Raw genomic sequence first — 22,808 nt, forward strand, 5'->3', positions numbered from 1 at the left:
GTGTGCATGCTGGTACGGATTTCGGATCGAGCAGGCAGCGGGTCGTTCTCCTGACCATTGGGAGCGCTGCGTCAGCTACGAGTAGAGGGGTGTCAGAACCACGAATTTCGAGACCTTCGTTTCAGCGCGGTTGGCAAAGTTTTGCTGCAGCCGATGTCGAAAACGTCATAGCTTTTAATTATCGTAACGATCAGTAAATCCAACTTAGAATTATCGTCTAGTTCCGATAAGAAGAAGCAAAGGGAGGATGCGCGTCGACCGGTGTCTTCGCCTCAAGCACCGAACCTCATTCGGAAAGTGCCGCGGCTCGACCGGATGATTTGGAAGAGTTCCCTTTGGACGGCAGAAAACTCAAAGCAATCAAGGAGAACGTTATGGACCAGAAACCCGACAGCGCCGGCAAATGTCCCGTTGCGCATACGCCCCGTGGTCGATCCAACCGCGACTGGTGGCCAAACCAGCTGGACGTTCAGGTTCTTCATCAGCATTCCGGCCTCTCCGATCCGATGGGCAAGGCGTTCAACTACGCCGAGGAGTTCAAGAAGCTCGATCTCGACGCCGTGAAGACGGATCTTCATGCGCTGATGACCGACTCGCAGGACTGGTGGCCAGCCGACTTCGGCCACTATGGCGGTCTCTTCATCCGCATGGCCTGGCATAGTGCCGGCACCTACCGCATTACCGACGGCCGCGGCGGCGCCGGTGCCGGTCAGCAGCGTTTCGCTCCGCTGAACAGCTGGCCTGACAACGTCAACCTCGACAAGGCCCGCCGCCTTCTCTGGCCGATCAAGCAGAAATACGGCAACAAGATTTCCTGGGCGGATCTCTTGATCCTTACCGGCAACGTCGCGCTCGAATCCATGGGCTTCAAGACCTTCGGTTTCGCCGGCGGCCGCGCCGATGTCTGGGAACCGGAAGAGCTTTATTGGGGCCCGGAAGGCACTTGGCTGGGTGATGAGCGCTACAGCGGCGAACGCGAGCTGTCCGAGCCACTCGGCGCCGTGCAGATGGGTCTGATCTACGTCAATCCGGAAGGCCCGAACGGCACTCCGGATCCGGTCGCTGCTGCCCGCGACATCCGCGAAACCTTCGCCCGAATGGCGATGAACGACGAAGAGACCGTAGCGCTGATCGCTGGTGGTCATACCTTTGGCAAGACGCACGGCGCGGGTGATCCGTCTTTTGTCGGCGTCGACCCGGAAGGCGGCGAACTGGAAGCGCAGGGCCTCGGCTGGACGAGCAAGTTCAACACCGGTGTCGGGCGCGATGCCATCGGCAGCGGCCTTGAAGTGACTTGGACGCAGACCCCGACCCAGTGGAGCAACTACTTCTTCGAAAACCTGTTCGGCTTTGAATGGGAGCTGACCCAAAGCCCGGGCGGTGCGAAGCAGTGGAAGGCCAAGAACGCCGAGGCTTCCATTCCGGATGCTTTCGACCCGGCGAAGAAGCAGCTGCCGACCATGCTGACGACCGACCTCTCCCTCCGTTTCGATCCGGTATACGAAAAGATCTCGCGCCGCTTCCTCGAGAACCCAGGCGAGTTCGCCGATGCCTTCGCGCGCGCCTGGTTCAAGCTGACGCATCGCGACATGGGCCCGAAGGTGCGCTACCTCGGTCCGGAAGTCCCGGCAGAAGACCTGATCTGGCAGGACGTTATCCCGGCCGTCGATCATCCGCTCGTCGATGACGCCGACATTGCGGACCTGAAGGAAAAGGTTCTCGCGACGGGTCTTTCAGTGCAAGAGTTGGTTTCGACCGCCTGGGCGTCCGCTTCGACCTTCCGTGGCTCGGACAAGCGCGGCGGCGCGAACGGTGCGCGTATCCGCCTTGCGCCACAGAAGGACTGGGACGTGAACCAGCCTGCGCAGCTCGCCAAGGTGATCGGCGTGCTTGAAGGCCTCCACAAGGACTTCAATGCCGCCCAAACGAGCGGCAAGAAGATCTCGCTCGCTGACCTGATCGTGCTCGCCGGTGCCGCTGGTGTCGAGAAGGCTGCAAAGGCTGGCGGTCACGACGTGACCGTTCCATTCACGCCTGGCCGTATGGATGCCTCGCAGGAGCAGACGGATGCGGCGTCCTTCGCCGCGCTCCAGCCGCGCGCCGACGCGTTCCGTAACTATGTCGGTGGCCGGCAGTTCATGCGACCGGAAGAGGCTCTCGTCGACCGCGCCCAGCTGTTGACGCTGACCGCTCCGGAAATGACTGTCCTGGTCGGCGGGCTGCGGGTGTTGAAGGCCGGCGTGCCTGAGCATGGCGTCTTCACCTCGCGTCCCGAAGCGCTGACGAACGATTTCTTCGTCAACCTGCTCGACATGGGCACGGTGTGGTCGCCGGTTGACGGCAACGAAGGCGTTTACGAGGGTCGTGATCGCAAGACGAACGAACGCAAGTGGACCGGCACGCGGGTCGACCTGATCTTCGGTTCGCATTCGCAGCTTCGTGCGCTTGCGGAAGTCTACGGCCAGTCCGATGCAAAGGCGAAGTTCGTCAAGGACTTCGTCGCAGCGTGGACTAAGGTCATGAACGCCGATCGTTTCGATCTCGTCTGATCGGTAAAATCTGGCATGGACGCGGCCGGTCAGCGGCGTCCATGCTTCCTCCCCTCCCCAAGTGCATCAGAAGGGATGTGCTTGCACATCAAGTCTCGACGATGATTTGCGCTTGAGGCGACCTCGGACTAACCTTCGTAAGTCTCGAAACCGGCGAGCACGAGGTCCATTTTGTCGGCACTACCCGTCGGATCGGCCGTCACGTGTAGAAAGCCGCGGTTGGGTATTCGATCCAGATGTCGATTGCTTCCCGCTCACGCTTATGGACTTTCCGCGAATCATAAAAATTCCTTCGATCGTCGCGCGTTCAATATCATGCCAGATGATTGCGGCTCCTATGCTTCGGGCTCTCGCCCGAAGTCCTTGCGGAGTTCGTCCTTGGCGTTTTCGAGTTTCGCGTGCTGCGCTTTGGTCAGTGGCTGCCCGGCGCGGTTGATATGGAAGTTCAGCATCGACATGGCGGCTGATTGTCGTCCAGTGGAGGCTGGAACAGTGCGCCAACCGCTTAGTTCCAGAATTTTTGGGCACCGGGCCTCGGGAGTTTTGATGAACAACAGATGAACGAAACAGGCTTGGGCGCGTTCCCTCTCCAGGAGATGGAATAATGTTCATGCCTCAATTCGATGGATACGCCTCTATTGGCGAACGCGCCCCTTTGGCTTCTCTTGCCGAGGAGATTTTGTCAGCAATTGCCTATTGCGGCTGTGCGGAAGACCTGCAGCTATCGATTGTCGAGTCGGCCGGACTGTTCTTTCTGGAAGGCCAGGTTCCGACCCAAGCCGCAGCCGACCAGATCCTTCAGGTCGCGCGCCGCTGCGCTGGTTCGATTGTTCTTTCCCGAATTTCTATAGGCTGATCGCGTTGCAATGTGAGGTGGAGTGTGGAATGAGCGCCAAGGTTAGTCTCGTAGCGGGCGCAAGCAGCCGCGGCGATCCAGGGCGAGGATGTGGCCGACTTGATCAGCTTCCAACACGAGATTCACCGAAAGGTAGGCCGCCTAACCGCCAATGGGGTACGTGCAGTCAATGCGCGGTTGTGATTTTATGGTCTCGGCCAGATGCGGCCATTGTATTGCGTCGAGGGCCCGTCAGGAAACTCGCGGGCCCATGCATATGGTGGCGTGGGTGGTCGCAGGCGAGGCGGAACATCGAACGTTTCGAATGGTTCTCCGACCACGGCAGTTTGGTCGAGCGCCGCAAACAATGCGATTGATCCGACGATCACCCAAACCAAGGGATTGCATCCGCAAGCAGCGGCTTTAGCTCTTCAACGGCGAGGTCTTGCGGCGTTCGAGCAGGGCTGCCCGGATCAAATCCACTTTCGTAGGCGCTGGCGAGGCCATCGGTGCAGGAGCGTCGGCATCCTCACGCGCCACACTTTGCCGCTTGAGGCCGAGATATTTTTCCTGCGCCGCAATCCGGTCACCCTCCGAGACCGGCTCGCGCGGTTTGCCATCGATGCCGTAACGCAAGGAGTCGGGCTGTGCGGTGGCGAAATAGTAGCGCTTGGAGTGAAGATAGGCACCCGTCGCGCGGCGCAGCGTGGTGATGCCAACGTCGGGCTTGAGAAGCGGCCTCAGCTCGTGCCAGAGCCCAAGCGCAAAAGGCCGGATAGGCTCGCCGACCGCGTTTGGCAGAACAGCGACGGGTTGCATGAGCAAGTCGCTGATTGCCTGGGCTTTGCGGATATCCGCTTCATTTGCGACAATCGGGCCGCGGCTGGTGGTCCAGGGTTTGCTCATCTCACAACTACCTCTGCGGACCTTTTAGGCAGCAACTGTGAACGCAATTTGACGAAAGCTTTTGGCGCGCCATGCTCGACCGCCGCTGGAGGAGAGCGATGCAGCTTCCGCCCCGCTCGCAGGCGAGGCTGCGCGCCTCCGCGACCTTCTGTCGGCGTGTCGTCTTGAGGCTGACGATGCTGTCTATGCGCCGGAGATCCGGGTGATTGCCGGTGGTTGAGGATGAGAAACGTCTCGAGCGTCTAGGCGCGGTTGCCCAGGATAGCGCGGGCCATCATGCTTATCGTGCGGGTCCGAGCTTCCAGTCGGAGTCACCGGACGGGCAGGCGAGGCCTTTGAAGCGGGTTTCGCCTTCGAGCGTGCGCTGTGTTGTCACAAATGCCCGGCATGAGCTTTCAGGGTCGACGCCGATTTCTTCAATCACGCCGGCACTTCCCGTCGATGGATTCGCCCAGGCAAGCGGCTTCACGCCGACGTCGCCGCGGCTGACAGTGTCTGCGATAACCGCTTGATCAGTCTTTGCGACTGGGGCCGACTGTGGAACGGCGGCGGTTTCCAGGGGCTCGACCTTCGTACATCCCGCCAGCACCAAGGCTACAAAAGACAGCTGCAATACGCCTATGTTTTTTCGCGTCATCCGGACGTCCCGATGATTATGGTTCTGCATAGTAGCATGCAATCCTGACTTCAAACTGAGGGCTACTATAGAAATGGGAGCTACACCAGTCAGTTCCGTTCATCGGGGTGTTTTTGCCGGCCCGTTCCCACAAAATCCGGTTCCAACGATGCCTGGAGCGCGGAACGCATCCTTCCCTTATTGCCTGCTTGCGGCGTCTGCGAGCCAGCTCCTTACGGCAATCACCGAGGTCGGATGACGAGGCTTGCGCGGCGAGACGACGTAAAAATCCGAGCCAATCGTAAGTTCGTTCGGCAACACACGGAGGAGGCGGCCAGACGCAACGTCATCCTCCACGAAGAACGTGCTCGTAAGCGCGAGACCTTGGCCAGCAATCGCGGCCTCGATCGCTAAGGACGTCTGATTGAATCTGATATTTTTGGAGACAGTCGGCAGATTGTCCGGAAACGCCAGTTCGAGAAATTGTGGCCAAGAATCGTGGGCGTCGTGAAGAAGCGGATAGCGCCCGAAATTGCCATCCTGGCCTGGCGGCCCAAGCTTCTCGACCAGCAGGGGGCTGGCAACGGCGACGAGCACGTTGTCGAAGAGAAGTTCCGCATTCAGCCCCGATCCGAAAGGAAGCCGGCCATAACGCACGGCGAGATCCACAGCATCCGTCTGGAAATTGGCAATGCGATCGGTGGCCAGGATGCGCAGATCGATGTTGGGGTGGACCGCGGTGAAATCCGGCAGACGAGGGATCAGCCATTTCGAGGCGAAGGTCGGCGTGACGCTGATGGTCAGGTGAAGTGGTTCCGGCTTCAGCGTCTCCGTTGCGTCGGCGATCAATTCGAAGGCGCGTCGGATGTTGGTGATGTAGCTCTGTCCCGCCTCGGTCAGCGCCAATGTTCGCGGGAGTCTGTCGAACAGCTTCAGGCCCAATTCCGCTTCTAGGCCGCGTATTTGTTGCGCAACGGCTCCCTGTGTCACCCCAATTTCCTCGGCGGCCAGCCGGAAGTTCAAGTGCCGGGTGACGACCTCGAAGACACGGAGGCCGTTCAGGGAGGGAAGACGCCGGATACCTTCTGCCATTCGATAGTTTTTCTACTGCTTGATGAGAGGGGAATTGGTTCGCGTAGCCGATGCCGGAATGATATCACGCTTTCCGTGTGTGACAGAAGATGGCAATCGGTGCCGATCTTTTTGAAGCAGGAGAGGTTGATGTCAGTAGAAAAGGTAGCGGTGATTACGGCAGGCGGCAGCGGGATGGGCGCCGCGGCGGCGAAGCGTCTTGCGGCGGATGGGTTCAAGGTCGCAATCCTGTCGTCGTCGGGCAAGGGCGAGGAACTTGCGAAGACCCTGGGCGGTCTCGGGGTGACCGGCTCGAACCAGTCCAATGACGATCTACGCAGGCTCGTCGACCTTGCGATCTCGGCGTGGGGACGCATCGACGTGCTCGTGAACAGCGCCGGCCACGGTCCTCGGGCGCCACTCCTCGACATATCGGATGACGACTGGCACCGGGGCATGGAGGTCTATCTGCTGAACGTCATCCGCTCGACGCGGCTGGTCACGCCGCACATGCAGAAGCAGAAGGCTGGCTCCATCATCAACATTTCCACAGCCTGGGCTTTCGAGCCGAGCCCGATGTTCCCGACATCGGCCGTGTTCCGGGCCGGACTGGCATCGTTCACAAAGTTGTTCGCCGAGACGTACGCGGCCGAGAATATCCGTATGAACAACATTCTTCCGGGCTGGATCGACAGTCTTCCGGCTACCGAGGAGCGCCGCGACAGTGTTCCGATGAAGCGGTATGGCACGAGCGAGGAAATCGCCGCGACCGTTGCCTTCCTCGCATCACCGGGGGCGGGATATATGACGGGACAGAACCTTCGGGTCGATGGTGGATTGACCCGCTCGGTGTGATGTCACGAGGATACTGCGAAGCGCGCCGTCCCATGGGCAGGCGTGCTCCAGCCTTCCGTACGTCATCGATCAGAAGCGGAAGACAGCTCCCAAGATCGGGCCGTGTTCGATCGTGTCATAAGTGAAGCCGTCGTTGCTGTAATTGACGCCGAGGGCACGATAGCCGGCAACTGCCGAGATTCGATCGTTGAATTTGTAGCCAATCGCTCCCAGCACGTCCCAGTCGAAATCGGCGCCGCCGGCGCCAATCATGGCGGAACCAGTCAAAAAGGCCTTGTCGGTCAGCAAATAGTTGCCTCTGAAGCCGACAAGCCCATCCACCCAGTTTCCGGTGTCGGTGCGCGACAGGTTGCCAATGAGGCCGCCGTTTAGGGCGATCCTGGTTTCGACATGCCAGTATCTGGCGCCTCCAACCACATCCAGGCGGGCCTTGGGATCCTCATAGACCGTGTAGCCGACACCGAGCAGCGATGTGAACGTCACCGATTTGAGATCGACTTCGTCGGCGACGACGCCGCGTGGCGTGGCGGCATCCGTCGTTATGCGCGCGTAAATTATGTCGGTGAAGATGCTGAAGCGGTGATAGCGCGCATTGCCGGCTGCCATGAAGGCAAAGTCGAGATCCTTCAGGATGTCACTGAAACTCTGATTTATGTCGACGGTCGGAAGGCCAAACACCTGGGTTTTGCCGTCGAGTCCCGCGACCCAGAAATAGGGTGCGAACGAAAACGTCCAGCCGTTCGGTTCCGAAGCCTGAGGCTGAGGTGCCGTGGCCGGCAAAAGATCTGCTGCATGCAACGGTGTCACAAATGCCAACGCGGCGGCAGCGCATGCGATCAGCGAAATCCTGCTACTCATAGTGAACCTGTCCCCTCTCGCGTTCAGGTCACAAATGGCCCCGATTCACCGACCTGAACTGATATCGCAGATTGCACTAAGTTCTGTTTGCCGCAAAGTGCTTATATGTCGGTTCTCATATATCTGACGTCGGAAATCTCGGACACCGTTGCTAAGCCGCTTCAGCCTCCAGCGAAATCGGTGCATGTCAGTGCCGTACTGCTTCATCCGCGCCAGAATCTTTTCCGTTCCATCAGGTCATCCAGGGACGACTGTGCGGCGCTCAGCAGTTTTTCGCGGTTGCCAACGGCGACCAGCGATTCGGCGTCGGGATGCGAATCCAGTTCCAACTCGTGAACGACAGTCGGGGCCGTTGCCATATCGTTCAGGAGACCGAGTTCGTCCTGCAATTCCTCCATCGACTTGATGAACTTGGCGTACCTTCGCTCCGCCTGCTTGCCGGTAAACAATGAGATCAAGAACTCGCACGCGTATCTGAGCTTCTTCGCCGCCTTGCGTGCTTCGTGCCGGTGCTCGTCGTCAGCCTCGACGAGGGACTTGCCGCGCTTCTTCAACTTCTTGCGGTGACGGTCGAGAGTCTCGATCGCGAAATCGACCACCGGGCCGTTGCGGATCTCCGTGGTTTCCGACAACGTGAGATATTCCCCGCAACGGAGCCACTCGTTAACGTCGAGCATCAGGGCTTTGGCGCGCGAGCTGTAGATGGCATTCAGCACATCGTCATAGGCGCTATCGCGGGCCTCAAGCAGCCGGCCGCGGATGTCGCTGCTTCCTGCCCTGGCAATCAAGACATCTATGTTGCGCGCCGTTCCGAGAACGCCGGTCAGCCATTTCAGCTCGTCCTTGAGCCGCCGCGATTCCGCATCAACCAGGATTGCCTTGTAGAGTGAGAAGGCGGACCGCAGCCGCCTCAGGGATACCCGGGCTTGATGAAGCGCCGCCGGGTTTGCCCGGTCGAGGAGAATTGACTCGTTCAGACGGAATTGCCGGAGGCACGCTTCGGCAACGATCTGGAACGACGCGGACACTCGCAGCTCGCGATTGAGGTGCACTGCTTCGGCTTTGTACGCGGTCGTCTGCTCGCCGAGGAGACGGTAGCCTCTCTCTGCTTTTGAGGCGACACCGAAATGGATTGGGACAATCGCCTCGATTCTGCGGGCAAGCACAAACAGGGCGTTTGGCTTGCCATCCTTCAGCTCCAGTTCCAATTCCCGTATCTGCGTCTGGCGGTCGCCGGCGACGACAAAGCCCGTATCCAGCGCAACTTCTATTTTGCTTCCATCCTGATCGACGTTCCATCGATGCCGCTTTACGGATGTAGAGAACTGTGGGATGGGGGCGGTCGCGTCGATATCAAGCTCTGCCTTCAATGGCGTCGAATAATCGATCACGGGTGTGTTGCCGGTGACCGGCGCTTCCCATTCGGAACGCGCGAAGATCGCATTGTTCGGGCCGGTCGCCTTTACCGTTTGGATGTGCGCTTCGCCGACACTGCGAATTCTTAGCGAATAACCGCCTTGCCATGCCTGGTGGTCGGGTGTGTCAAAATAAATCGAAGTCAGCGGCTCTACGGAGATTGGCTCGCCGAGCAAGCCGGATCCCAATAGTGTATCCGCGGCGTCGGCACTCAGCTCAAGCTTCAGTTCTGTTTCGGTTCCCAAATGGCGGTCTCCGCTCGGTCGCATGATGATCGATGGATGCAATTCCTTTGACGAGAGATAGAGCGGTGCCATCCGGACAAAACGCCTTGATGACAAAAAACTCGGGCAAGGGGAAACTGCAAACTAATCCCACAGAAAAAACGGCCTTTGAACTCTGCCATGCTACAGTAGAGCCCGCGCGAACATTTCCAGACCAAGCAGAAACAGGCCAATGAGGAACCACGCTCGGAAACGGGCAGGATTTATTCTTGTGCGGATAGCTTGTCCGGCGATCATGCCGGCAAGTGCAGGAACGACGGCCATTGTGGACATCATCAGGGCGCTCCCCTGGTATTCTCCATGCCAAGCAAGTCCGCCGGCAAGCGCAATCGTCGAGACGGTGAAGGACAGTCCGAGAGCTTGGATGAGATCGTCTCGGCATAGATTAAGCGATTGCAGATAGGGGACCGCTGGGACGACGAAGACGCCTGTTGCACCAGTGACCAGGCCCGTCACGAGGCCGATTGCCGGAGAAAGCCACCGCTCCTGCCATGCCGGGATGCTAAGCGGCTGGGCGACGAGAGTGTAGATCGCGTATAGCATGAGCACCGCGCCGAGCGCGGCGGTTGGCCCATTGCTGTGCCCGCCGGTTATGAAGGCGCTGCTAGCGATCGTAGCCACGGCAATCGCAGCCATCATTGGCCAGAGGCGTCGTGTCGCGGGAAAAACATTCGGTCCTGCCGCCAATTGCCAGATATTCGTGATCAGCGAGGGCACCACCAACAAAGCGGCTGCGGCAAGCGGCGAGACGAGTGCCCCCAACAGGCCCATCGCCACGGTTGGCAAGCCCATGCCCGTAATTCCCTTGACGACCCCGGCAACAAGGAAGATCACGATGACGAGCGGGAGGGAGGCAAGTGTCGTTTCCATCGGTTGCGGATAGCAGATCGATCATCGCGCACAATGCGGATTGCCGGAACACAGACTTCGGCTGGTCCGAAGGCTGGCCTTGGTGTAATCCTTTAGAATGCGCTTTGACCTTACCGATCTTCGCCTCTTTCTCGCGGTTGCCGAGGCGGGCAACATCACGCGCGGCGCGGCGGAAGTCGGCTTGTCGCTTCCTGCGGCCAGTGAGCGCTTGCGGTCGATGGAAGCAGTCTGCGGCGTCTTGCTCTTGGAGCGCGGACGCAGAGGCGTATCTCCGACACCGGCAGGAGAGGCCTTGGCCCATCACGCGCGGCTGATCGAACGTCAAATGGCGCATATGCGCGGTGAACTGAGCGAGCACGCAAAGGGACTGCGGGCGACAATCCAGGTTCTGGCCAACACTGCAGCGATCATGGAATTTCTTCCAACGCAGCTTGCGCCGTGGTTGGTCAAGCATCCCAATATCGATCTCGATCTTAAGGAGCGACAGAGCGCTGAAATCGCGCGGGCGATTGCGGCCGGGCACGCTGAAATCGGCATCTTCTCCGATGCCGTGGAAACAGGCGACCTGCACGTTCGCGATTTCGCCACGGACCGGCTGGTGGTCGTTGCGAGCAAACAGTGGCATCTTGCGGAACAGAAGAAAATCAACTTCCGCCAAGTCCTGGAGGAAGACTTTATCGGCCTCATGGACGGCGCGCTGCAAAGCCACGTCGAGGATCATGCCAGACGATTGGGCGCGAAGCTGAAGATGCGTGTCCGGGTAAGAAGCTTTGAAGGGATATGCCGTCTCGCTTCCAGCGGGGCCGGCATAGGCATTATTCCCGGCACGGCTGCAAAGCGATTTCGGAGATCATTGCCGCTATCGGAGGTGCGCATTGCCGACGCATGGGCCGTCCGGCGCCTGGTCTTATGCTGCCAGTCGCCGGATTGGTTGACGAGCCAAGCACGAGACCTCTTTGATCACCTGGCCGTCGATGTTTGATAAAGCGTGTTTGTGGCCGGTGTGCGCGTTCACGAGCCGGATTCGCGAGCAGCTTTGTCGAGGGCAGCAAAATCCTCTCCATCGAGAGTGATGTTCGCAGCCGCAACGTTCTCCTCAAGGTGTTTCACCTTCGAGGTTCCGGGAATCGGCAACATTACAGGGCTGCGTTTCAGCACCCATGCAAGAGCGAGCTGGCTTGGCGTCGCATCATACTTCCTGGCCAACCTGTCGAGGATGGAGCCGGGGCGGGCAAGCTCGCCGGCCGCCAGCGGATACCATGGAATGAAACCGATGCCCTCGCGTTCGCAGTAGTCAAGAACGTCTTCGCTACCGCGATCGACGAGGTTGTAGCGGTTCTGGACGGTCGCGACAGGAAATACCTCGCGGGCTGCCTTTATGTCGTCGACAGAAACTTCGCTGAGGCCCGCATGGGCAATGACGCCCTGGTCAAGAAGCATCTTGACGGCACCGAACTGCTCGCCGGCGGGAACCCGCGGATCTATGCGGTGCAGCTGCCAAAGGTCAATCCGGTCGACACCGAGCTTCTTCAAGCTGCCTTTCGCGCGCTCGATAAGATAGTCCGGCCGTCCGTTCGGCGTCCAGATATCCGGTCCTTTCCGAGTCAGGCCCGCCTTGGTCGCGATCAGCAGTCCTTTGTAAGGATGCAGCGATTCCCGGATGAGTTCTTCGGAAACATCGGGGCCGTAGGAATCGGCCGTGTCTATGAAATTGACGCCGATCTCCGGCAGGCGACGCAAAGTTGCCAATGCTGCGGCCTTGTCTGCCGGCGGTCCCCAAATGCCGGCCCCAGTGATGCGCATGGCGCCAAAGCCGAGACGATTGACGGTGATCTTGCCGATCGAAAATTGACCCGATGCGGCTGCTGAAATCGTGGAACTGTCGGGCACGGACCTTCTCCCGGTTGCCTGGTTTGGGGCTTGCTCGGGTGTTAAAGGTGGAGCGGGCAGGCAACAATACAAGTCGCTTTGCCCGCAATCTCGGCCGTTCGCGACACCTCCGGTGCCGCAGAGGTCAGGGGTGCTCAGGTCCGACCGAACGACCGGAAATGAGGCGCAGCCATGGCGGAAGGTGGAAAGCACACATCAGTAGGTACATGGTCGTCATGCCGTCCACCGGAAAGGCGTCCGGCATGGCGGAGCAGATCATCTCTGCTCCGCTGTTCGCCATCGTGACGATCGCCATGATGGCGAAGGTGGGCGCAGCGCCCAGGCATAGCCAGTCGGCGATGCTTGCTGCCGTGTCGGTCGGAGTCTCGATCGGTGCGCTGCGCTTCGTCTGGTCGTAGGAACGCATGAACGTTATCCCCGGCCATACTCGTCGTGACGACGCCACCAGATGCCATCCTCATTGCGGCCCCTGGGTGCCCGGTCGAGCAACTGATAGACACCCCAAATGCCGTCCAACCCGCGCGCGTAGCTGGAGTAGGTGTGGTAGACAACGCCATCCTCAAGAACGAAAGCACTGAGGCCGGGTCGGTCGCGCGTGTAGGTGGCAACGTCGGTTCCCGTCATCGAGGCGATCTGGGCGACGGGGCTCTCGGCGCCGCGCAGTTTCCATTCCTGCACGGTTTGACCTTCGAGTGGCACCCGGGCAGGTGGTTCACGGCGGTAGTTATACTCGATCCCGCCTTCGCGCTGCTGCTGTTCGCTGAACAAGACGCTGAAGTCGAGGTTGAAATCGCTGCCGAACGAGGAAGCCCAGTCGAATGTCCATCCCATCCGCTGCTTGAAAGCCTGCAGCTTCGGGAAGGGCGCGCGGGAGACGGCGGTGAAGGCCACGTCATGGTTTTCGAGATGGACGACGACGCCGTTGTAGCCATCTGCGATCGAAGAGCAGGACGGGCATCCGGCGGTGTAGTCGGGGCCGAACATGAAGTGATAGATCAGCAGCTGCGAACGACCCTTGAAGAGGTCAACCAGCGAAGCGCTGCCGTTGGCGGTCTCGAACCGGTATTCCTTGTCGATCCGTACCCATGGCAGCTCCTGGCGGCGTTGTGCCAGCATGTCGCTGCGTCGCGTCAGCTCTTTTTCTTCACCCAGCAGGTCGAGCCGGGCCGCAAGCCATTCTTCGCGTGAGCCTGTTTTATGCATTGTCATCCTACTTCTCCTTTTGCTGTCTGTTGCGTAGCATCGCCGCCGCGAGCGGCTGCTTTGCTGGTCGGGAACAGACTAGGGCCGGAGCGGGAGAAGGTGGGAGTTACAAGTTTGACGGGATTTCAATGGACTCGATGATCGTCGCTGCGGCGAGGCTGCTCGCGACCGGCGATCTTCTCGGCGCCTTGAAAAGGGTTGCGCTGCGCAACGATGCGCCGGCGCTCGCGCTTCGTGGCATCGCAATGGCACAGCTCGGCGATCTCGCGAGGGCGAAAATTCTGCTGAAGGCGGCGGCGCGTTCGTTCGGATCAAGGGAACCGATTCCGCGAGCGCGCTGTGTCGTCGCCGAGGCGGAAATTGCCCTGGTCTCGCGTGATCTCACCTGGCCGGCCAAAACGCTCACCGCTGCGCGCGAGGTGCTCGAAGCGCATGGCGACCGATTGAACGCCGCACATGCACGACATCTCGAAGCAAGGCGACTGCTCCTGGTCGGGCATCTGGACGAGGCCGAACACCTGCTTGCGGGCGTCGATCCGACACCGTTTCCACCTCCGTTGCGGACCACCCACGAACTGGTCGTTGGAGGGATTGCCATTCGCCGCCTTCGCACCGGCGCGGCGCGCGCGGCCCTGCAGCGTGCGGAAAATGCTGCGCGCGAGGCGGGAATTCCTGCTCTCCACGCCGAAGTCGACAGCGTATCGCAAGTTCTGAAAACGCCCGCAGCACGTTTGATCGGGCGAGGTGAGGAGCGGCTCCTGCTGCTGGAGGAGGTGGAGGCGGTTCTAACGTCAGACGCACTCGTGATCGACGCATGCCGGTACGTCGTGCGCAAAGGGGACTCGCTCGTTTCGCTGACGACGCGTCCGGTCTTGTTCGCACTGGCGCGTGCGTTGGCGGAGCGTTGGCCGGGAGACGTATCGCGAAACGCCCTTGTTGCTCGAGCCTTCGGGGCAAAGGAAGCCGATGAATCGCATCGCGCCAGGCTGCGCGTCGAAATCGGACGGTTGCGTGGTGAGCTTCATCGCATCGCGGATGTCAATGCAACGAGGGATGGCTTTACATTTGTACCGCGTCACAGCGAAGACGTGCTTATTCTGGCGCCGCCCGTCGAGGAGCAGCACGGTGAGATTCTCGCATTTCTGGCCGATGGCGAGGCCTGGTCGAGTTCGGCACTGGCGATTGCCATTGGTGCCAGCCCTCGCACCGTGCAGCGGGCACTCGATACCTTGTCGGAAAAAGGCAAGGTACAATCCTTCGGACGCGGACCGGCACGTCGATGGACGATCCCGTCCCTGCCTGGATTCCCGTCAACTTTGTTACTCCCAGGTCCACTGCCCAACGACTAGGATAGGCCCATGAAACACTCCAAAGCTGAAATCCTTCGCGAATATGGTCCCTTTGCGGATGTGAACCAGGTGGGCGGCGTCACCTATGACGGGCGACATGTGTGGTTTGCGTCCGGCGACAGGCTCAATGCCTTCGACCCCGATGCCGGTGAGCTGGTGCAAACGATCGACGTGGCGGCTCATGCAGGGACTGCCTTTGATGGACGCTACCTGTTTCAGATTGCCGAGGATCGCATCCAGAAGATCGATCCGAAAACCGGCGCGGTGCTCACCACGATCCCGGCACCGGCGAACGGCGGTGATTCCGGGCTCGCCTGGGCCGAAGGAACGCTCTGGGTTGGAGACTACCGCGGCCGAAAGATCCATCAGGTCGATCCGGAGACCGGTGCGGTTCTTCGCAGCATCGAGTCCAACCGGTTCGTGACCGGCGTGACCTGGGTGGATGGCGAACTCTGGCACGCCACTTGGGAAGGCGATGAGAGCGATATCAGGCGCCTTGAACCCAAGAGCGGGCGCGTGCTGGAACGCCTCGATATGCCGCCCGGCCTTACGGTGTCTGGGCTGGAATCCGATGGCGGTGATCGCCTGTTTTGCGGCGGTGGTAACAGCGGCAAAGTCCGGGCCGTTCGCCGGCCCCGGTAATTGGTGTAGATCGCGCCTGGTTGGTCGGGACTTCACTCGACTCCTAGTCCAAGGTCCGGCGGAAGCGGCGGACGGCGATGAGCATGGCCACACCCATCAGGCAGGCGAGGGCGATGGTGTCATAAGCAAGCGTTTCGATACTGGCGCCCTTCAGCATGATCGCCCTGACGATGCGGATGTAGTGGGTGAGGGGCAGGGCCTCACCGATCCATTGCGCCCATTTCGGCATCCCGGCGAACGGGAACATGAAGCCAGACAACAGAATATTCGGCAGGAAGAACATCATCGCCATCTGCATGGCCTGCAGCTGATTGGCCGCGATCGTCGAGAAGGTGTAGCCGATCGAGAGATTGGTGATGACGAAAAGCGTGGTCGCGGCTGCCAGCGAAGCAGGATTGCCGAGAATTGGCACTCCGAAAACGAGCAGACCGGCGGTGATGATCAGCAGCGACTGGACAAGGCCGATCAGCACATAGGGCGTGATCTTGCCCAGCATGATTTCGAGCGGCTTGATCGGCATCGAAAGCAGGTTCTCCATCGTGCCGCGTTCCACTTCCCGGGTAACCGAGAGGGCCGTGAAAATCAGCAATGTCATGGTTAGGATGGTACCAAGCAGGCCAGGCACGATGTTCAGGGTGGATGAACCGGCTGGATTGTAGCGACGGTGCTGGACGATGGAAAACGCGGGCTTGGTCGGCTCGGTGAACTCGACCTGCCGGTCGTTCACAAGCGCCGACGTCACGATGCCTGAAAGCGCACCCAAAGCCGAGCTTGACGCGACGGGATCGGTCGCATCGGCGGCGACCAGCAGTGAAGGCGTATCACCGCGGCGAAGTGAGCGTTCGAATCCCTCGGGAATCTCCACGACGAACAGCACCTTGCCGGATTCCAGAAGCGAATCCATGTCTTCGGCTCGGGTTACGACGGAACGGATCTCGAAGAAATCGGTGTTCGCAAGGGCCGCCAAAATCGACCGGCCGACATCGGTGTTTTCGCGCATCAGCACTGCGGTCGGCAGGTTGTGCGGCGTCGTGTTGATGGCAAAGCCAAATAGGAACAGCTGCATGATCGGCAAGGCAACCATCGTTGCCAGCGTTATGCGGTCGCGGGTCATCTGGATGAATTCCTTGATGGTCATCGCCCAGAAGCGCCCGAATGAGATGCCGTGGCCGTTCGTCGTTGTCATTGGAAATTGTCCTCGGAGCGGCGCATCAGGTCGATGAAGGCATCCTCCAGCGTCGCTTCGCCCTTTTGCCACTTGAGATCGGGCCGTTCCCGATAGGGCGCGATTGCATTTTCGAGCGCCTGTGGGTCCCGGCCGGCAACATGCAAGCTCGTCCCGAACGGGGCGATCATGTCGACGCCTGGCTGGTTCTCGAGTTCTGATTGAAGGCGGTGCACGTCCGTTCCCGAAACAGTCCAGGTGACGAGCCCGGTGCCGGCGATCACCTCGTCCACCGTTCCCTGCGCAAGCAATTTGCCATAGGCGATATAGGCGATCTCATGGCAACGCTCTGCCTCGTCCATGTAGTGGGTGGACACCAGGACGGAGAGGCCTTCGGCGGCAAGCGCGTGAATCTCATTCCAGAAGTCACGGCGCGCCTTGGGATCGACGCCTGCCGTAGGCTCGTCGAGGAGAAGCAATGCCGGTTCAGGTAGGATGCAGGCGCCCAGCGCGAGCCGCTGCTTCCAGCCACCGGAGAGCTCTCCAGCAAGCTGCCCCTCGCGGCCCTTCAGGCCCAAACGTTCAATCGCAGCAGTGGCTTTGCCGCGAGCATCGGCAAGGCCGTAGACGCGGGCGACGAACTCAAGGTTCTCCCGGATCGAGAGATCCTGGTAGAGCGAAAATTTCTGCGTCATGTAGCCGACGCGGCGACGGATGCGGTCGCTCTCGGTGAGGATGTCGAAGCCAAGGCAAGTGCCGTCACCGCTGTCTGGCGTCAGCAGGCCGCAAAGCATGCGGATCGTCGTCGTCTTGCCGGAACCGTTCGGTCCGAGAAAGCCGTGAATCCGGCCCTTTTTTACCGACATCGATACGTCGTCGACGACCTTGCGGCTGCCGAAAGTCTTGGTGAGATGATGGACATCGATCACAGTCTCAGGACTGTCGACGGCCGGTGCCGTGTCGCTCATGGGCGGGCTCCCGCAGTGACATCCACCGGCTGGCCGGGGCGCAGTGCCTTTGCATCGGCGGGGATCGCCTCGACGCGGTAGACGAGTTTGGCGCGCTCCTCGAGACTATAGATGACCGGCGGCGTATATTCGACAGTCTTTGAGATGAAGCTGATCTTCGCATCGGTTGGCTGGCAGGCATTGCAGGCGACGCGGATCGATTGATCCAGCGAGAACAGCGCGATCTCGGTCTCGGGCACGAAGAAGCGAATACGGACGTTCTCGGGCGGCAGGAGCGCGACGATCGGCCGGCCGGCAGGGACAACCTCGCCGGCGCGGTAATAGATGGTCTCGATACTGCCGACTGCTGGAGCCGAGACGAAACGGCGGGCGAGCGCGGCTTCTGCTGACGCGAGGTCCGCTTTCGCCGCGGCAACGGCCTGCCGCGCTTGGCGCAGCATCTCGACGCGGGCAGGCATGTTGCCAAGCGTGATTTGGCTGCGGACATTATCGAGAGCGGCACGGTTGGCAGCCTCGGTGGCCGTTGCGGTATCGAGACGGGCCTGTGTCGCCGTACCACGTTCGACCAGAACGCGGGTGCGGTCGAGGTCCTGCGACGCAAGCGCCAGCCGTGCGACTGCCTCGCGTTCGCTGGCGCGCAGCATGTCCATCTCCTCCGGGCGCTTCTGGGCCGCCTCGGCGAGTTCGAGTTCGGCCTGCAGCCGGGCAAGCGACGCGCGTGCCGAGCCAACAGCGGCCTCCTCGGTTTGAGAATCCAGGCTGAAGAGCGGTTCGCCGGGAGCAATTGCCTGGCCTTCGGCGACATCGAGCTTGACCACGCGACCGCTCGTGTCGGCGCCAATGAACAGCGTGTCGGCCTCGACCCAGCCCTGGTAGGCGCGCTGCGACTTGTCGGAGAACAGAAGAGGCAGGGTGGCGAGCGCCGCAGCGGCCACGATCGCGACAATAAGGAGCCGTTTCATTTCGCGCCTCCTTCCGGCACGAAGATCGTGTTGAGGAACGTGTCGAGAAGTTTCTGCGCGTCGAGGTGCTCGTACCCCTCAAAAAGCGTTGCCCAAACGACCGTCATCAAGGCGGGAGCCATGACCAGTTGCGGCACTTCTGCGACTGCAGGATTGCGCAATTCACCGCGAGCTGCAGCGCGTCCAAGCACGACGCGCAGGATCGCGAGACCCTTGGTGATGATTTCGCGATGGTAGAACTCGGTTACAACAGGAAACATCGGGCCTTCGGCGAGGATCAGCCGCAGCATGTGGCGACGCTCGGTCTCGAGGACTTCGCGCTTGAAGAGGGAATAGAACATGGAGACCACGGTGCGCGCCGGGATCGTCTCGTTCTGGATCATGCCGCCGACCTCGCCAAGGATTGGTGAGGCGATGCCGGACACAAGCTCGATAAACAGCCGCTCCTTGTCGGGGAAGTGCAGGTAGACCGTACCCTTGGCGATGCCGGCCCGCGCAGCGACATCCTCCATGCGTGTTGCTGCGAACCCGCGTTCTGCAAAACAGGCAAGGGCAGCCTTCAGGATCTCGGCCCGACGTAGCTCAGGGTCTCGTCTCTCGCGTTTTTTCTCTGGCATTCATTCTTAGCCTTCAATATGACTGACTGGACAGTCATTAACACAATGGGTGGCTGTTTGCAACGGTTGTCCGACGGAGCGCATCTGCTCGCAGTTTCGAAACCAGAAGGAACAGGATATGGAAAAGCCCCGAGACGCCGACTTCAGCGATTGCCGATCGGTTGGCTAGGAGGGGTGTCGCACGGATAGGGCGCAGCGAGGTATTCGCAGCGGAAACGATATCGACTCAATCCAAAGGAGGGGTTTAGAGGCGTGTGCAGAGAAATAATTAACCTATACGCGAATTTGACGGAACATTAGGGGGTTCGAATGTTTTTATAGGTGTAGATCGGCAGATGGACACCCACTCTTGGTTGCTCAACCGACGAGCATGAAGTGCGCGCTTCATTTTTCTTTGCCGAAGCATTGGGCCTCGGCTGGAGACAATGGAGGATGACAATGCAGTGCTATAAATCGGCCGTTGCCGCGGTGGCGCTTGGCTGCGCGACCATTATCGTTCCGATGCAGGCAGACGCCTTGGATATCGGCGGCAACAATGGGGTCAGTATCGGCAGCAATAGCAATGGAGGCCTCGGCGTGTCCGTCGGGGGTGCAAGTGGCATCAACGCCAACATCGGCGGCAGATCCAGCGGTGGACTTGGCGTCGATGCTTCGGTGGGCGGGGCCAGGGGCATCAATAGCAATACATCTGTCGGCGGGAGCAGCAGCAGGATCGGTGTCAGTACGACGGCCAGTGTTGGCGGCTCCGGCGGCATCAATGCTGATGTCAACGCTAATGTCGGGGGCTCCAGGCTTGCGACCGCCAACGCGACGGTAGGGGCGGGCGGAAATACGCTGCTCGATGCCAGGCTTGGGGTGCCTTCGGTAAATGATCCCAATTCAGGCGGGTCCGGCGGTCCTGGCGGTTCCGTTGGCGCGAATGGAGCGAGCGGTTTAGGCGGTTCATCGCCTACCAAGCCGGCGTTGACAGCTATCAACGACATGTCGGCCATGGATCGGGCGAAAGCAAAGCTCCGTTGCAAGGACGTGCTACGCTCGGGCGGATATGAGGCGAGCCTCACGAAACTCTGCAAGATGGTCGTGTCGATGCCTTAGCGGAACGGCACAGGATTTCAGTGGGAGGGCGCGAAGCGGCGCCCTCTTCCGTCCGAGAACCATTGCCTCGATAAACCCGGCGAGCGTTGCCCCGGCGTCGCCGCGGCGTCCCTTGCGCTGTCGTGGTAGCCGTTTCCTCCCTAAGTTGCCAAACACGCTCAAATGTCAGAAGTTTGCGCATGCAAGGGAACAGCGGACGTCTGCCGGGGCAGCCTAGACCATGACAACAGCCTCCGATTCCACAGATCCGACCAATCACCGCGACGCGCAAATCTGCCGTGGGTGCTGGGATCAAATGCGCGTGCCGATCCCGATCCGGGGTGCGCTCGCGCTGCCGTTCCGCATGTTTGGTGTTACCCGCAGCAAGATGAACCCGAACATCTGCACGATTTGCGAGCGCTCGTTTCGCTATGTCAAGAAACAGCGCCATATCGCCGCCACGGTCACCATTCTGTTCGCCGACATCAGAGGGTTCACGGCTCTTTCCGAGCAGATCGAACCGGTCAGATTGAGTGACATCGTCAGCTTGTTTCAGGATCGATGCGCGCAGGCGGTCTGGGCTCATGACGGGATCGTCAACAAGCCGATGGGCGACGGATTGATGGCGATCTTCAATTTTCCCATATTGAGAAAGGATCACGCGGCTGCCGCTGTCATGGCTGCGATGGATATACAACGGCGCTGCAAGACGGCCCTCGAAGCTTTGGATGTGGATCACCACGTGGGTGTGGGAGTTGGGATCCACAGCGGCGAGGTTGAAATCGGTGAGTTTTCGAGCTTCCGGAGCGATTTCACGGCGATCGGCGGCGCTGTCAATCTGGCGGCCAGATTGGAATCTCAGGCGGGCGCAGGCGAGATCGTCATGTCGCCGGAAACGGTCGTTCAGGCCGGGCCGCTGGCGGGCGGGGCGCACGTCCGTCCGCTCACCCTGAAGGGCATAGAACTGCCGGTGCAGGCGAGCGTGTTGGTTGGGACTTGATTTGCACTCGTGCACCTCCCGCGCCCACCAAGCATCGCGCAGTTATCGCGACCAAGGTCAGGTTGCTAGAACCACGGTCGCGATCCGAGGCGATCGGATTGGAGGGCACGCGCGAAGTCGGCGCCTTGACGTATAGATGCTATGCTGCATTGTCCTCAGCGCGGGCAGGAGGCGACATATCGACGGCCATAGCGATCCCGATAGTAGCACTGGCCAGGCTGCCCGGCGACGTTGCCGATGACGGCGCCAGCGGCGCCACCGATTGCGGCGCCCACTGCGGCACCGCGGACATTTCCGGTCGCCACGCCGCCGATGACTGCGCCCGAGGCGGCACCAATGCCTAAGCCCTGCTCAGTCGGGGTGCATCCGGCAAGCGTCACTCCTGCCAGAAGCAGCAAAATCGATAGACGTTTCATGTCGTTTTCCTTCTGATTGAGGTCGCACGCGCATTGGTAGATAGGGGCATTTCGGAAAAGACAATCGCTGCTTTAACCGGCTGCCCACGCCGGCTTCTTTCGATCAATCGATGCCGGGCCTCCATTGCCTAATGGGCTGCTTGCGCCAGTTAAGATCGGGTTGCAACGAAGAGCAGGATCCCTGTGATGAACGAGCGTGAAGAGAAAATCCGTCACCGCGCCTACGAGATCTGGGAGCAGGAAGGCCGCCCCCACGGCCAGGACATGAAGCATTGGCTGCAGGCTTTCAAGGAATTCGGCGAGCAGGTCGATGCCGCGGCCGCTCGCGTTTCGACAAAGTTGACTGCCAAGGCTAAATCCGCCAAGCCGCGCGCACCGGCGAAATCCGCGGCCGAAAAGCAGCCAGGAAAGAAGACAAAGGTGGCTGCCATCGCAATAACCGCGGCTCCGGGGGACAAGCCTCGTCGCGCTCGGTCTCCGAAGTCCGTGACGACACACTAGATCATACCCCGCAGCGTTGGTCGCTGTAGGAGGATGTATCCGTGCCATATGACGTGCGCCGCCGGGGCGTGTGATGGGATTTGCGCGTGATCTGCGGAAGGTGGCCAAATCATCTCAGCCACCCTCGCCCAAAGCGGGGCTACGCCAGCACCTTGGCCTCCACTGCGGCTGCAACGAAAGCGTCTCTGGAGGCTTCCAGGTGCGCGAGATAGTTCATGGCTTCCACACATCTGCGCTTCGCCGCTTCCAGATGCATGCTGTTTTCGATCGGCCACCTGTGTTCCAGATAGTCAACCGCTTCTGCCGGACCATGGATATGCTCGGAGGGGCGCGCGCCAATCCGGATAGCCACCGGCGCGGCCCATCTTGGTTCGGTTGCGTGGCTGATAGTGTTCATGATGAACCTCCTCGTTGCCAACAAGCGATACCGGGGATGTAGGTATTCGTCGCAACCGATCAACACCCGTCATGTCGGAGTATCTTGTTCCTCATGCACATACTGGCCGAGGCAACCGTCGACCAGTCGGCGCGGACTAATCAGTGGACACTCGGCAGCTTGGCTAAGACCGCGTAGTCCTCGGCCACGAGCTCGCTTATTGCGATCAGTACCTCTTCGGCGGTAAAGCCGGAGGCAATTGTCGTTCGGATCAGATCCTGGAGATCCGGTTCGATCACATCGCGGCAATCTTCCAGCCGTTCATCCGAAACAGTCAGGCTATGCAGTTCTTCCATCATTGACCCTTCTCGGGTTGGGGCTGTCA

25 protein-coding genes and 1 pseudogene are annotated in these 22,808 nt (G+C 60.2%); 9 read left to right on the forward strand and 17 right to left on the reverse strand.

Features of this window, described 5'->3' with window-relative positions; all coding sequences use genetic code 11:
• Positions 1 to 374: 374 nt before the first annotated feature.
• Complete coding sequence (gene katG, locus FHT76_RS18015; protein ID WP_259185756.1) at positions 375 to 2,549, forward strand: catalase/peroxidase HPI; 2,175 nt, start codon at positions 375 to 377, stop codon at positions 2,547 to 2,549.
• Positions 2,550 to 2,884: 335 nt separating this feature from the next.
• Here the strand turns inward: katG and FHT76_RS18020 are convergent.
• Positions 2,885 to 3,013: pseudogene (locus FHT76_RS18020) on the reverse strand (DUF3175 domain-containing protein); the annotation flags it as partial.
• Positions 3,014 to 3,153: 140 nt separating this feature from the next.
• Here FHT76_RS18020 and FHT76_RS18025 point away from each other — a divergent pair.
• Positions 3,154 to 3,405, forward strand: coding sequence for a BON domain-containing protein (locus FHT76_RS18025; RefSeq protein WP_183861741.1), 252 nt, complete (start codon positions 3,154 to 3,156; stop codon positions 3,403 to 3,405).
• 402 nt (positions 3,406 to 3,807) lie between these two features.
• Here the strand turns inward: FHT76_RS18025 and FHT76_RS18030 are convergent, their stop codons facing one another.
• From FHT76_RS18030 to FHT76_RS18040, 3 genes are all read right to left on the reverse strand, one after another.
• Positions 3,808 to 4,290: a ProQ/FINO family protein gene (locus FHT76_RS18030; protein ID WP_183861739.1), complete on the reverse strand. Its 483-nt coding sequence runs from the start codon at positions 4,288 to 4,290 to the stop codon at positions 3,808 to 3,810.
• Positions 4,291 to 4,570: 280 nt separating this feature from the next.
• Positions 4,571 to 4,927 carry an RT0821/Lpp0805 family surface protein gene (locus tag FHT76_RS18035; protein ID WP_114713645.1) on the reverse strand — a complete coding sequence of 119 codons (357 nt, stop codon included), beginning with the start codon at positions 4,925 to 4,927 and terminating at the stop codon, positions 4,571 to 4,573.
• A gap of 177 nt (positions 4,928 to 5,104) precedes the next feature.
• Complete coding sequence (locus tag FHT76_RS18040) at positions 5,105 to 5,998, reverse strand: LysR substrate-binding domain-containing protein (RefSeq protein WP_183861737.1); 894 nt, start codon at positions 5,996 to 5,998, stop codon at positions 5,105 to 5,107.
• Between the two features lie 129 nt (positions 5,999 to 6,127).
• On the opposite strand from FHT76_RS18040, the gene FHT76_RS18045 reads away from it, so the two are divergent.
• Positions 6,128 to 6,832, forward strand: coding sequence for an SDR family oxidoreductase (locus tag FHT76_RS18045; protein WP_183861735.1), 705 nt, complete (start codon positions 6,128 to 6,130; stop codon positions 6,830 to 6,832).
• Positions 6,833 to 6,901: 69 nt separating this feature from the next.
• Here FHT76_RS18045 and FHT76_RS18050 read toward each other — a convergent pair whose 3' ends face one another.
• The 3 genes from FHT76_RS18050 to FHT76_RS18060 form a co-directional block, all read right to left on the reverse strand.
• Positions 6,902 to 7,690, reverse strand: coding sequence for a hypothetical protein (locus FHT76_RS18050; protein WP_259185757.1), 789 nt, complete (start codon positions 7,688 to 7,690; stop codon positions 6,902 to 6,904).
• A 203-nt stretch (positions 7,691 to 7,893) separates the two neighbouring features.
• Positions 7,894 to 9,351 (reverse strand): CHAD domain-containing protein, encoded by a 1,458-nt coding sequence (locus tag FHT76_RS18055; protein WP_259185758.1) that lies wholly within the window; start codon positions 9,349 to 9,351, stop codon positions 7,894 to 7,896.
• A 162-nt stretch (positions 9,352 to 9,513) separates the two neighbouring features.
• Positions 9,514 to 10,260, reverse strand: coding sequence for a sulfite exporter TauE/SafE family protein (locus FHT76_RS18060; protein WP_183861729.1), 747 nt, complete (start codon positions 10,258 to 10,260; stop codon positions 9,514 to 9,516).
• Between the two features lie 97 nt (positions 10,261 to 10,357).
• Between FHT76_RS18060 and FHT76_RS18065 the strand changes: the two genes are divergently transcribed.
• Complete coding sequence (locus FHT76_RS18065) at positions 10,358 to 11,242, forward strand: LysR family transcriptional regulator (protein WP_183861727.1); 885 nt, start codon at positions 10,358 to 10,360, stop codon at positions 11,240 to 11,242.
• 29 nt (positions 11,243 to 11,271) lie between these two features.
• Here the strand turns inward: FHT76_RS18065 and FHT76_RS18070 are convergent, their stop codons facing one another.
• The 3 genes from FHT76_RS18070 to FHT76_RS18080 all read right to left on the reverse strand — a co-directional run bounded on the left by FHT76_RS18070 (position 11,272) and on the right by FHT76_RS18080 (position 13,359).
• Positions 11,272 to 12,150, reverse strand: coding sequence for an aldo/keto reductase (locus FHT76_RS18070; RefSeq protein WP_183861724.1), 879 nt, complete (start codon positions 12,148 to 12,150; stop codon positions 11,272 to 11,274).
• A 124-nt stretch (positions 12,151 to 12,274) separates the two neighbouring features.
• Positions 12,275 to 12,556 (reverse strand): hypothetical protein, encoded by a 282-nt coding sequence (locus tag FHT76_RS18075; protein WP_183755489.1) that lies wholly within the window; start codon positions 12,554 to 12,556, stop codon positions 12,275 to 12,277.
• Positions 12,557 to 12,561: 5 nt separating this feature from the next.
• The gene (locus FHT76_RS18080; RefSeq protein WP_183861722.1) at positions 12,562 to 13,359 is read right to left on the reverse strand and encodes a thioredoxin family protein; all 798 of its coding nucleotides are present in this window, start codon (positions 13,357 to 13,359) and stop codon (positions 12,562 to 12,564) included.
• 122 nt (positions 13,360 to 13,481) lie between these two features.
• On the opposite strand from FHT76_RS18080, the gene FHT76_RS18085 reads away from it, so the two are divergent.
• Both FHT76_RS18085 and FHT76_RS18090 read left to right on the forward strand, forming a co-directional pair.
• Entirely contained in the window at positions 13,482 to 14,702 is a 1,221-nt protein-coding gene (locus tag FHT76_RS18085; RefSeq protein WP_183861721.1) for a helix-turn-helix domain-containing protein, read from the forward strand.
• A gap of 9 nt (positions 14,703 to 14,711) precedes the next feature.
• Positions 14,712 to 15,344: a PQQ-binding-like beta-propeller repeat protein gene (locus FHT76_RS18090; RefSeq protein WP_183861719.1), complete on the forward strand. Its 633-nt coding sequence runs from the start codon at positions 14,712 to 14,714 to the stop codon at positions 15,342 to 15,344.
• A gap of 43 nt (positions 15,345 to 15,387) precedes the next feature.
• Here FHT76_RS18090 and FHT76_RS18095 read toward each other — a convergent pair whose 3' ends face one another.
• From FHT76_RS18095 to FHT76_RS18110, 4 genes are read right to left on the reverse strand one after another with little or no spacing between them, the layout of a single operon-like run.
• Positions 15,388 to 16,530 carry an ABC transporter permease gene (locus tag FHT76_RS18095; protein ID WP_183861717.1) on the reverse strand — a complete coding sequence of 381 codons (1,143 nt, stop codon included), beginning with the start codon at positions 16,528 to 16,530 and terminating at the stop codon, positions 15,388 to 15,390.
• Entirely contained in the window at positions 16,527 to 17,477 is a 951-nt protein-coding gene (locus FHT76_RS18100) for an ABC transporter ATP-binding protein (protein WP_183861714.1), read from the reverse strand. Before FHT76_RS18100 ends, FHT76_RS18095 begins: the two co-directional genes overlap by 4 nt.
• The gene (locus FHT76_RS18105) at positions 17,474 to 18,439 is read right to left on the reverse strand and encodes an HlyD family secretion protein (RefSeq protein ID WP_183861712.1); all 966 of its coding nucleotides are present in this window, start codon (positions 18,437 to 18,439) and stop codon (positions 17,474 to 17,476) included. The genes FHT76_RS18100 and FHT76_RS18105 overlap by 4 nt, the downstream gene beginning before the upstream one ends.
• Positions 18,436 to 19,056, reverse strand: a complete 621-nt coding sequence (locus tag FHT76_RS18110) for a TetR/AcrR family transcriptional regulator (RefSeq protein WP_183861710.1) — start codon at positions 19,054 to 19,056, stop codon at positions 18,436 to 18,438. The genes FHT76_RS18105 and FHT76_RS18110 overlap by 4 nt, the downstream gene beginning before the upstream one ends.
• Before the next feature lie 438 nt (positions 19,057 to 19,494).
• On the opposite strand from FHT76_RS18110, the gene FHT76_RS18115 reads away from it, so the two are divergent.
• Together FHT76_RS18115 and FHT76_RS18120 are read left to right on the forward strand one after the other, a co-directional pair.
• On the forward strand, positions 19,495 to 20,151 hold the full coding sequence (locus FHT76_RS18115) for a hypothetical protein (RefSeq protein WP_183861708.1): 657 nt from the start codon (positions 19,495 to 19,497) through the stop codon (positions 20,149 to 20,151).
• A gap of 220 nt (positions 20,152 to 20,371) precedes the next feature.
• Positions 20,372 to 21,130, forward strand: coding sequence for an adenylate/guanylate cyclase domain-containing protein (locus FHT76_RS18120; RefSeq protein WP_259127347.1), 759 nt, complete (start codon positions 20,372 to 20,374; stop codon positions 21,128 to 21,130).
• 155 nt (positions 21,131 to 21,285) lie between these two features.
• Here FHT76_RS18120 and FHT76_RS18125 read toward each other — a convergent pair whose 3' ends face one another.
• Complete coding sequence (locus tag FHT76_RS18125) at positions 21,286 to 21,546, reverse strand: YMGG-like glycine zipper-containing protein (protein WP_016555051.1); 261 nt, start codon at positions 21,544 to 21,546, stop codon at positions 21,286 to 21,288.
• Between the two features lie 186 nt (positions 21,547 to 21,732).
• On the opposite strand from FHT76_RS18125, the gene FHT76_RS18130 reads away from it, so the two are divergent.
• Entirely contained in the window at positions 21,733 to 22,047 is a 315-nt protein-coding gene (locus FHT76_RS18130; RefSeq protein ID WP_183861704.1) for a DUF2934 domain-containing protein, read from the forward strand.
• A gap of 139 nt (positions 22,048 to 22,186) precedes the next feature.
• On the opposite strand, the gene FHT76_RS18135 is transcribed toward FHT76_RS18130, so the two are convergent.
• The gene (locus FHT76_RS18135) at positions 22,187 to 22,444 is read right to left on the reverse strand and encodes a DUF982 domain-containing protein (RefSeq protein ID WP_183755500.1); all 258 of its coding nucleotides are present in this window, start codon (positions 22,442 to 22,444) and stop codon (positions 22,187 to 22,189) included.
• A gap of 140 nt (positions 22,445 to 22,584) precedes the next feature.
• Positions 22,585 to 22,779, reverse strand: a complete 195-nt coding sequence (locus FHT76_RS18140; protein ID WP_183862015.1) for a hypothetical protein — start codon at positions 22,777 to 22,779, stop codon at positions 22,585 to 22,587.
• Between the last annotated feature and the right edge of the window lie 29 nt (positions 22,780 to 22,808).

The organism is Rhizobium sp. BK176 (assembly GCF_024808055.1).

What these genes read in the sequence shown, in the direction of transcription:
- FHT76_RS18090 (WP_183861719.1), top strand. Translation starts at nt 14,712, where the DNA reads ATGAAACACTCCAAAGCTGAAATCCTTCGCGAATATGGTCCCTTTGCG.
- FHT76_RS18130 (WP_183861704.1), top strand. Translation starts at nt 21,733, where the DNA reads ATGAACGAGCGTGAAGAGAAAATCCGTCACCGCGCCTACGAGATCTGG.
- FHT76_RS18035 (WP_114713645.1), bottom strand. Translation starts at nt 4,927, where the DNA reads ATGACGCGAAAAAACATAGGCGTATTGCAGCTGTCTTTTGTAGCCTTG.
- FHT76_RS18045 (WP_183861735.1), top strand. Translation starts at nt 6,128, where the DNA reads ATGTCAGTAGAAAAGGTAGCGGTGATTACGGCAGGCGGCAGCGGGATG.
- FHT76_RS18075 (WP_183755489.1), bottom strand. Translation starts at nt 12,556, where the DNA reads ATGCGTTCCTACGACCAGACGAAGCGCAGCGCACCGATCGAGACTCCG.
- FHT76_RS18110 (WP_183861710.1), bottom strand. Translation starts at nt 19,056, where the DNA reads ATGCCAGAGAAAAAACGCGAGAGACGAGACCCTGAGCTACGTCGGGCC.
- FHT76_RS18085 (WP_183861721.1), top strand. Translation starts at nt 13,482, where the DNA reads ATGGACTCGATGATCGTCGCTGCGGCGAGGCTGCTCGCGACCGGCGAT.
- FHT76_RS18030 (WP_183861739.1), bottom strand. Translation starts at nt 4,290, where the DNA reads ATGAGCAAACCCTGGACCACCAGCCGCGGCCCGATTGTCGCAAATGAA.
- FHT76_RS18080 (WP_183861722.1), bottom strand. Translation starts at nt 13,359, where the DNA reads ATGACAATGCATAAAACAGGCTCACGCGAAGAATGGCTTGCGGCCCGG.
- FHT76_RS18025 (WP_183861741.1), top strand. Translation starts at nt 3,154, where the DNA reads ATGTTCATGCCTCAATTCGATGGATACGCCTCTATTGGCGAACGCGCC.
- FHT76_RS18095 (WP_183861717.1), bottom strand. Translation starts at nt 16,530, where the DNA reads ATGACAACGACGAACGGCCACGGCATCTCATTCGGGCGCTTCTGGGCG.
- FHT76_RS18040 (WP_183861737.1), bottom strand. Translation starts at nt 5,998, where the DNA reads ATGGCAGAAGGTATCCGGCGTCTTCCCTCCCTGAACGGCCTCCGTGTC.
- katG (WP_259185756.1), top strand. Translation starts at nt 375, where the DNA reads ATGGACCAGAAACCCGACAGCGCCGGCAAATGTCCCGTTGCGCATACG.
- FHT76_RS18105 (WP_183861712.1), bottom strand. Translation starts at nt 18,439, where the DNA reads ATGAAACGGCTCCTTATTGTCGCGATCGTGGCCGCTGCGGCGCTCGCC.
- FHT76_RS18050 (WP_259185757.1), bottom strand. Translation starts at nt 7,690, where the DNA reads ATGAGTAGCAGGATTTCGCTGATCGCATGCGCTGCCGCCGCGTTGGCA.
- FHT76_RS18065 (WP_183861727.1), top strand. Translation starts at nt 10,358, where the DNA reads ATGCGCTTTGACCTTACCGATCTTCGCCTCTTTCTCGCGGTTGCCGAG.
- FHT76_RS18060 (WP_183861729.1), bottom strand. Translation starts at nt 10,260, where the DNA reads ATGGAAACGACACTTGCCTCCCTCCCGCTCGTCATCGTGATCTTCCTT.
- FHT76_RS18120 (WP_259127347.1), top strand. Translation starts at nt 20,372, where the DNA reads ATGACAACAGCCTCCGATTCCACAGATCCGACCAATCACCGCGACGCG.
- FHT76_RS18115 (WP_183861708.1), top strand. Translation starts at nt 19,495, where the DNA reads ATGCAGTGCTATAAATCGGCCGTTGCCGCGGTGGCGCTTGGCTGCGCG.
- FHT76_RS18135 (WP_183755500.1), bottom strand. Translation starts at nt 22,444, where the DNA reads ATGAACACTATCAGCCACGCAACCGAACCAAGATGGGCCGCGCCGGTG.
- FHT76_RS18140 (WP_183862015.1), bottom strand. Translation starts at nt 22,779, where the DNA reads ATGGAAGAACTGCATAGCCTGACTGTTTCGGATGAACGGCTGGAAGAT.
- FHT76_RS18125 (WP_016555051.1), bottom strand. Translation starts at nt 21,546, where the DNA reads ATGAAACGTCTATCGATTTTGCTGCTTCTGGCAGGAGTGACGCTTGCC.
- FHT76_RS18100 (WP_183861714.1), bottom strand. Translation starts at nt 17,477, where the DNA reads ATGAGCGACACGGCACCGGCCGTCGACAGTCCTGAGACTGTGATCGAT.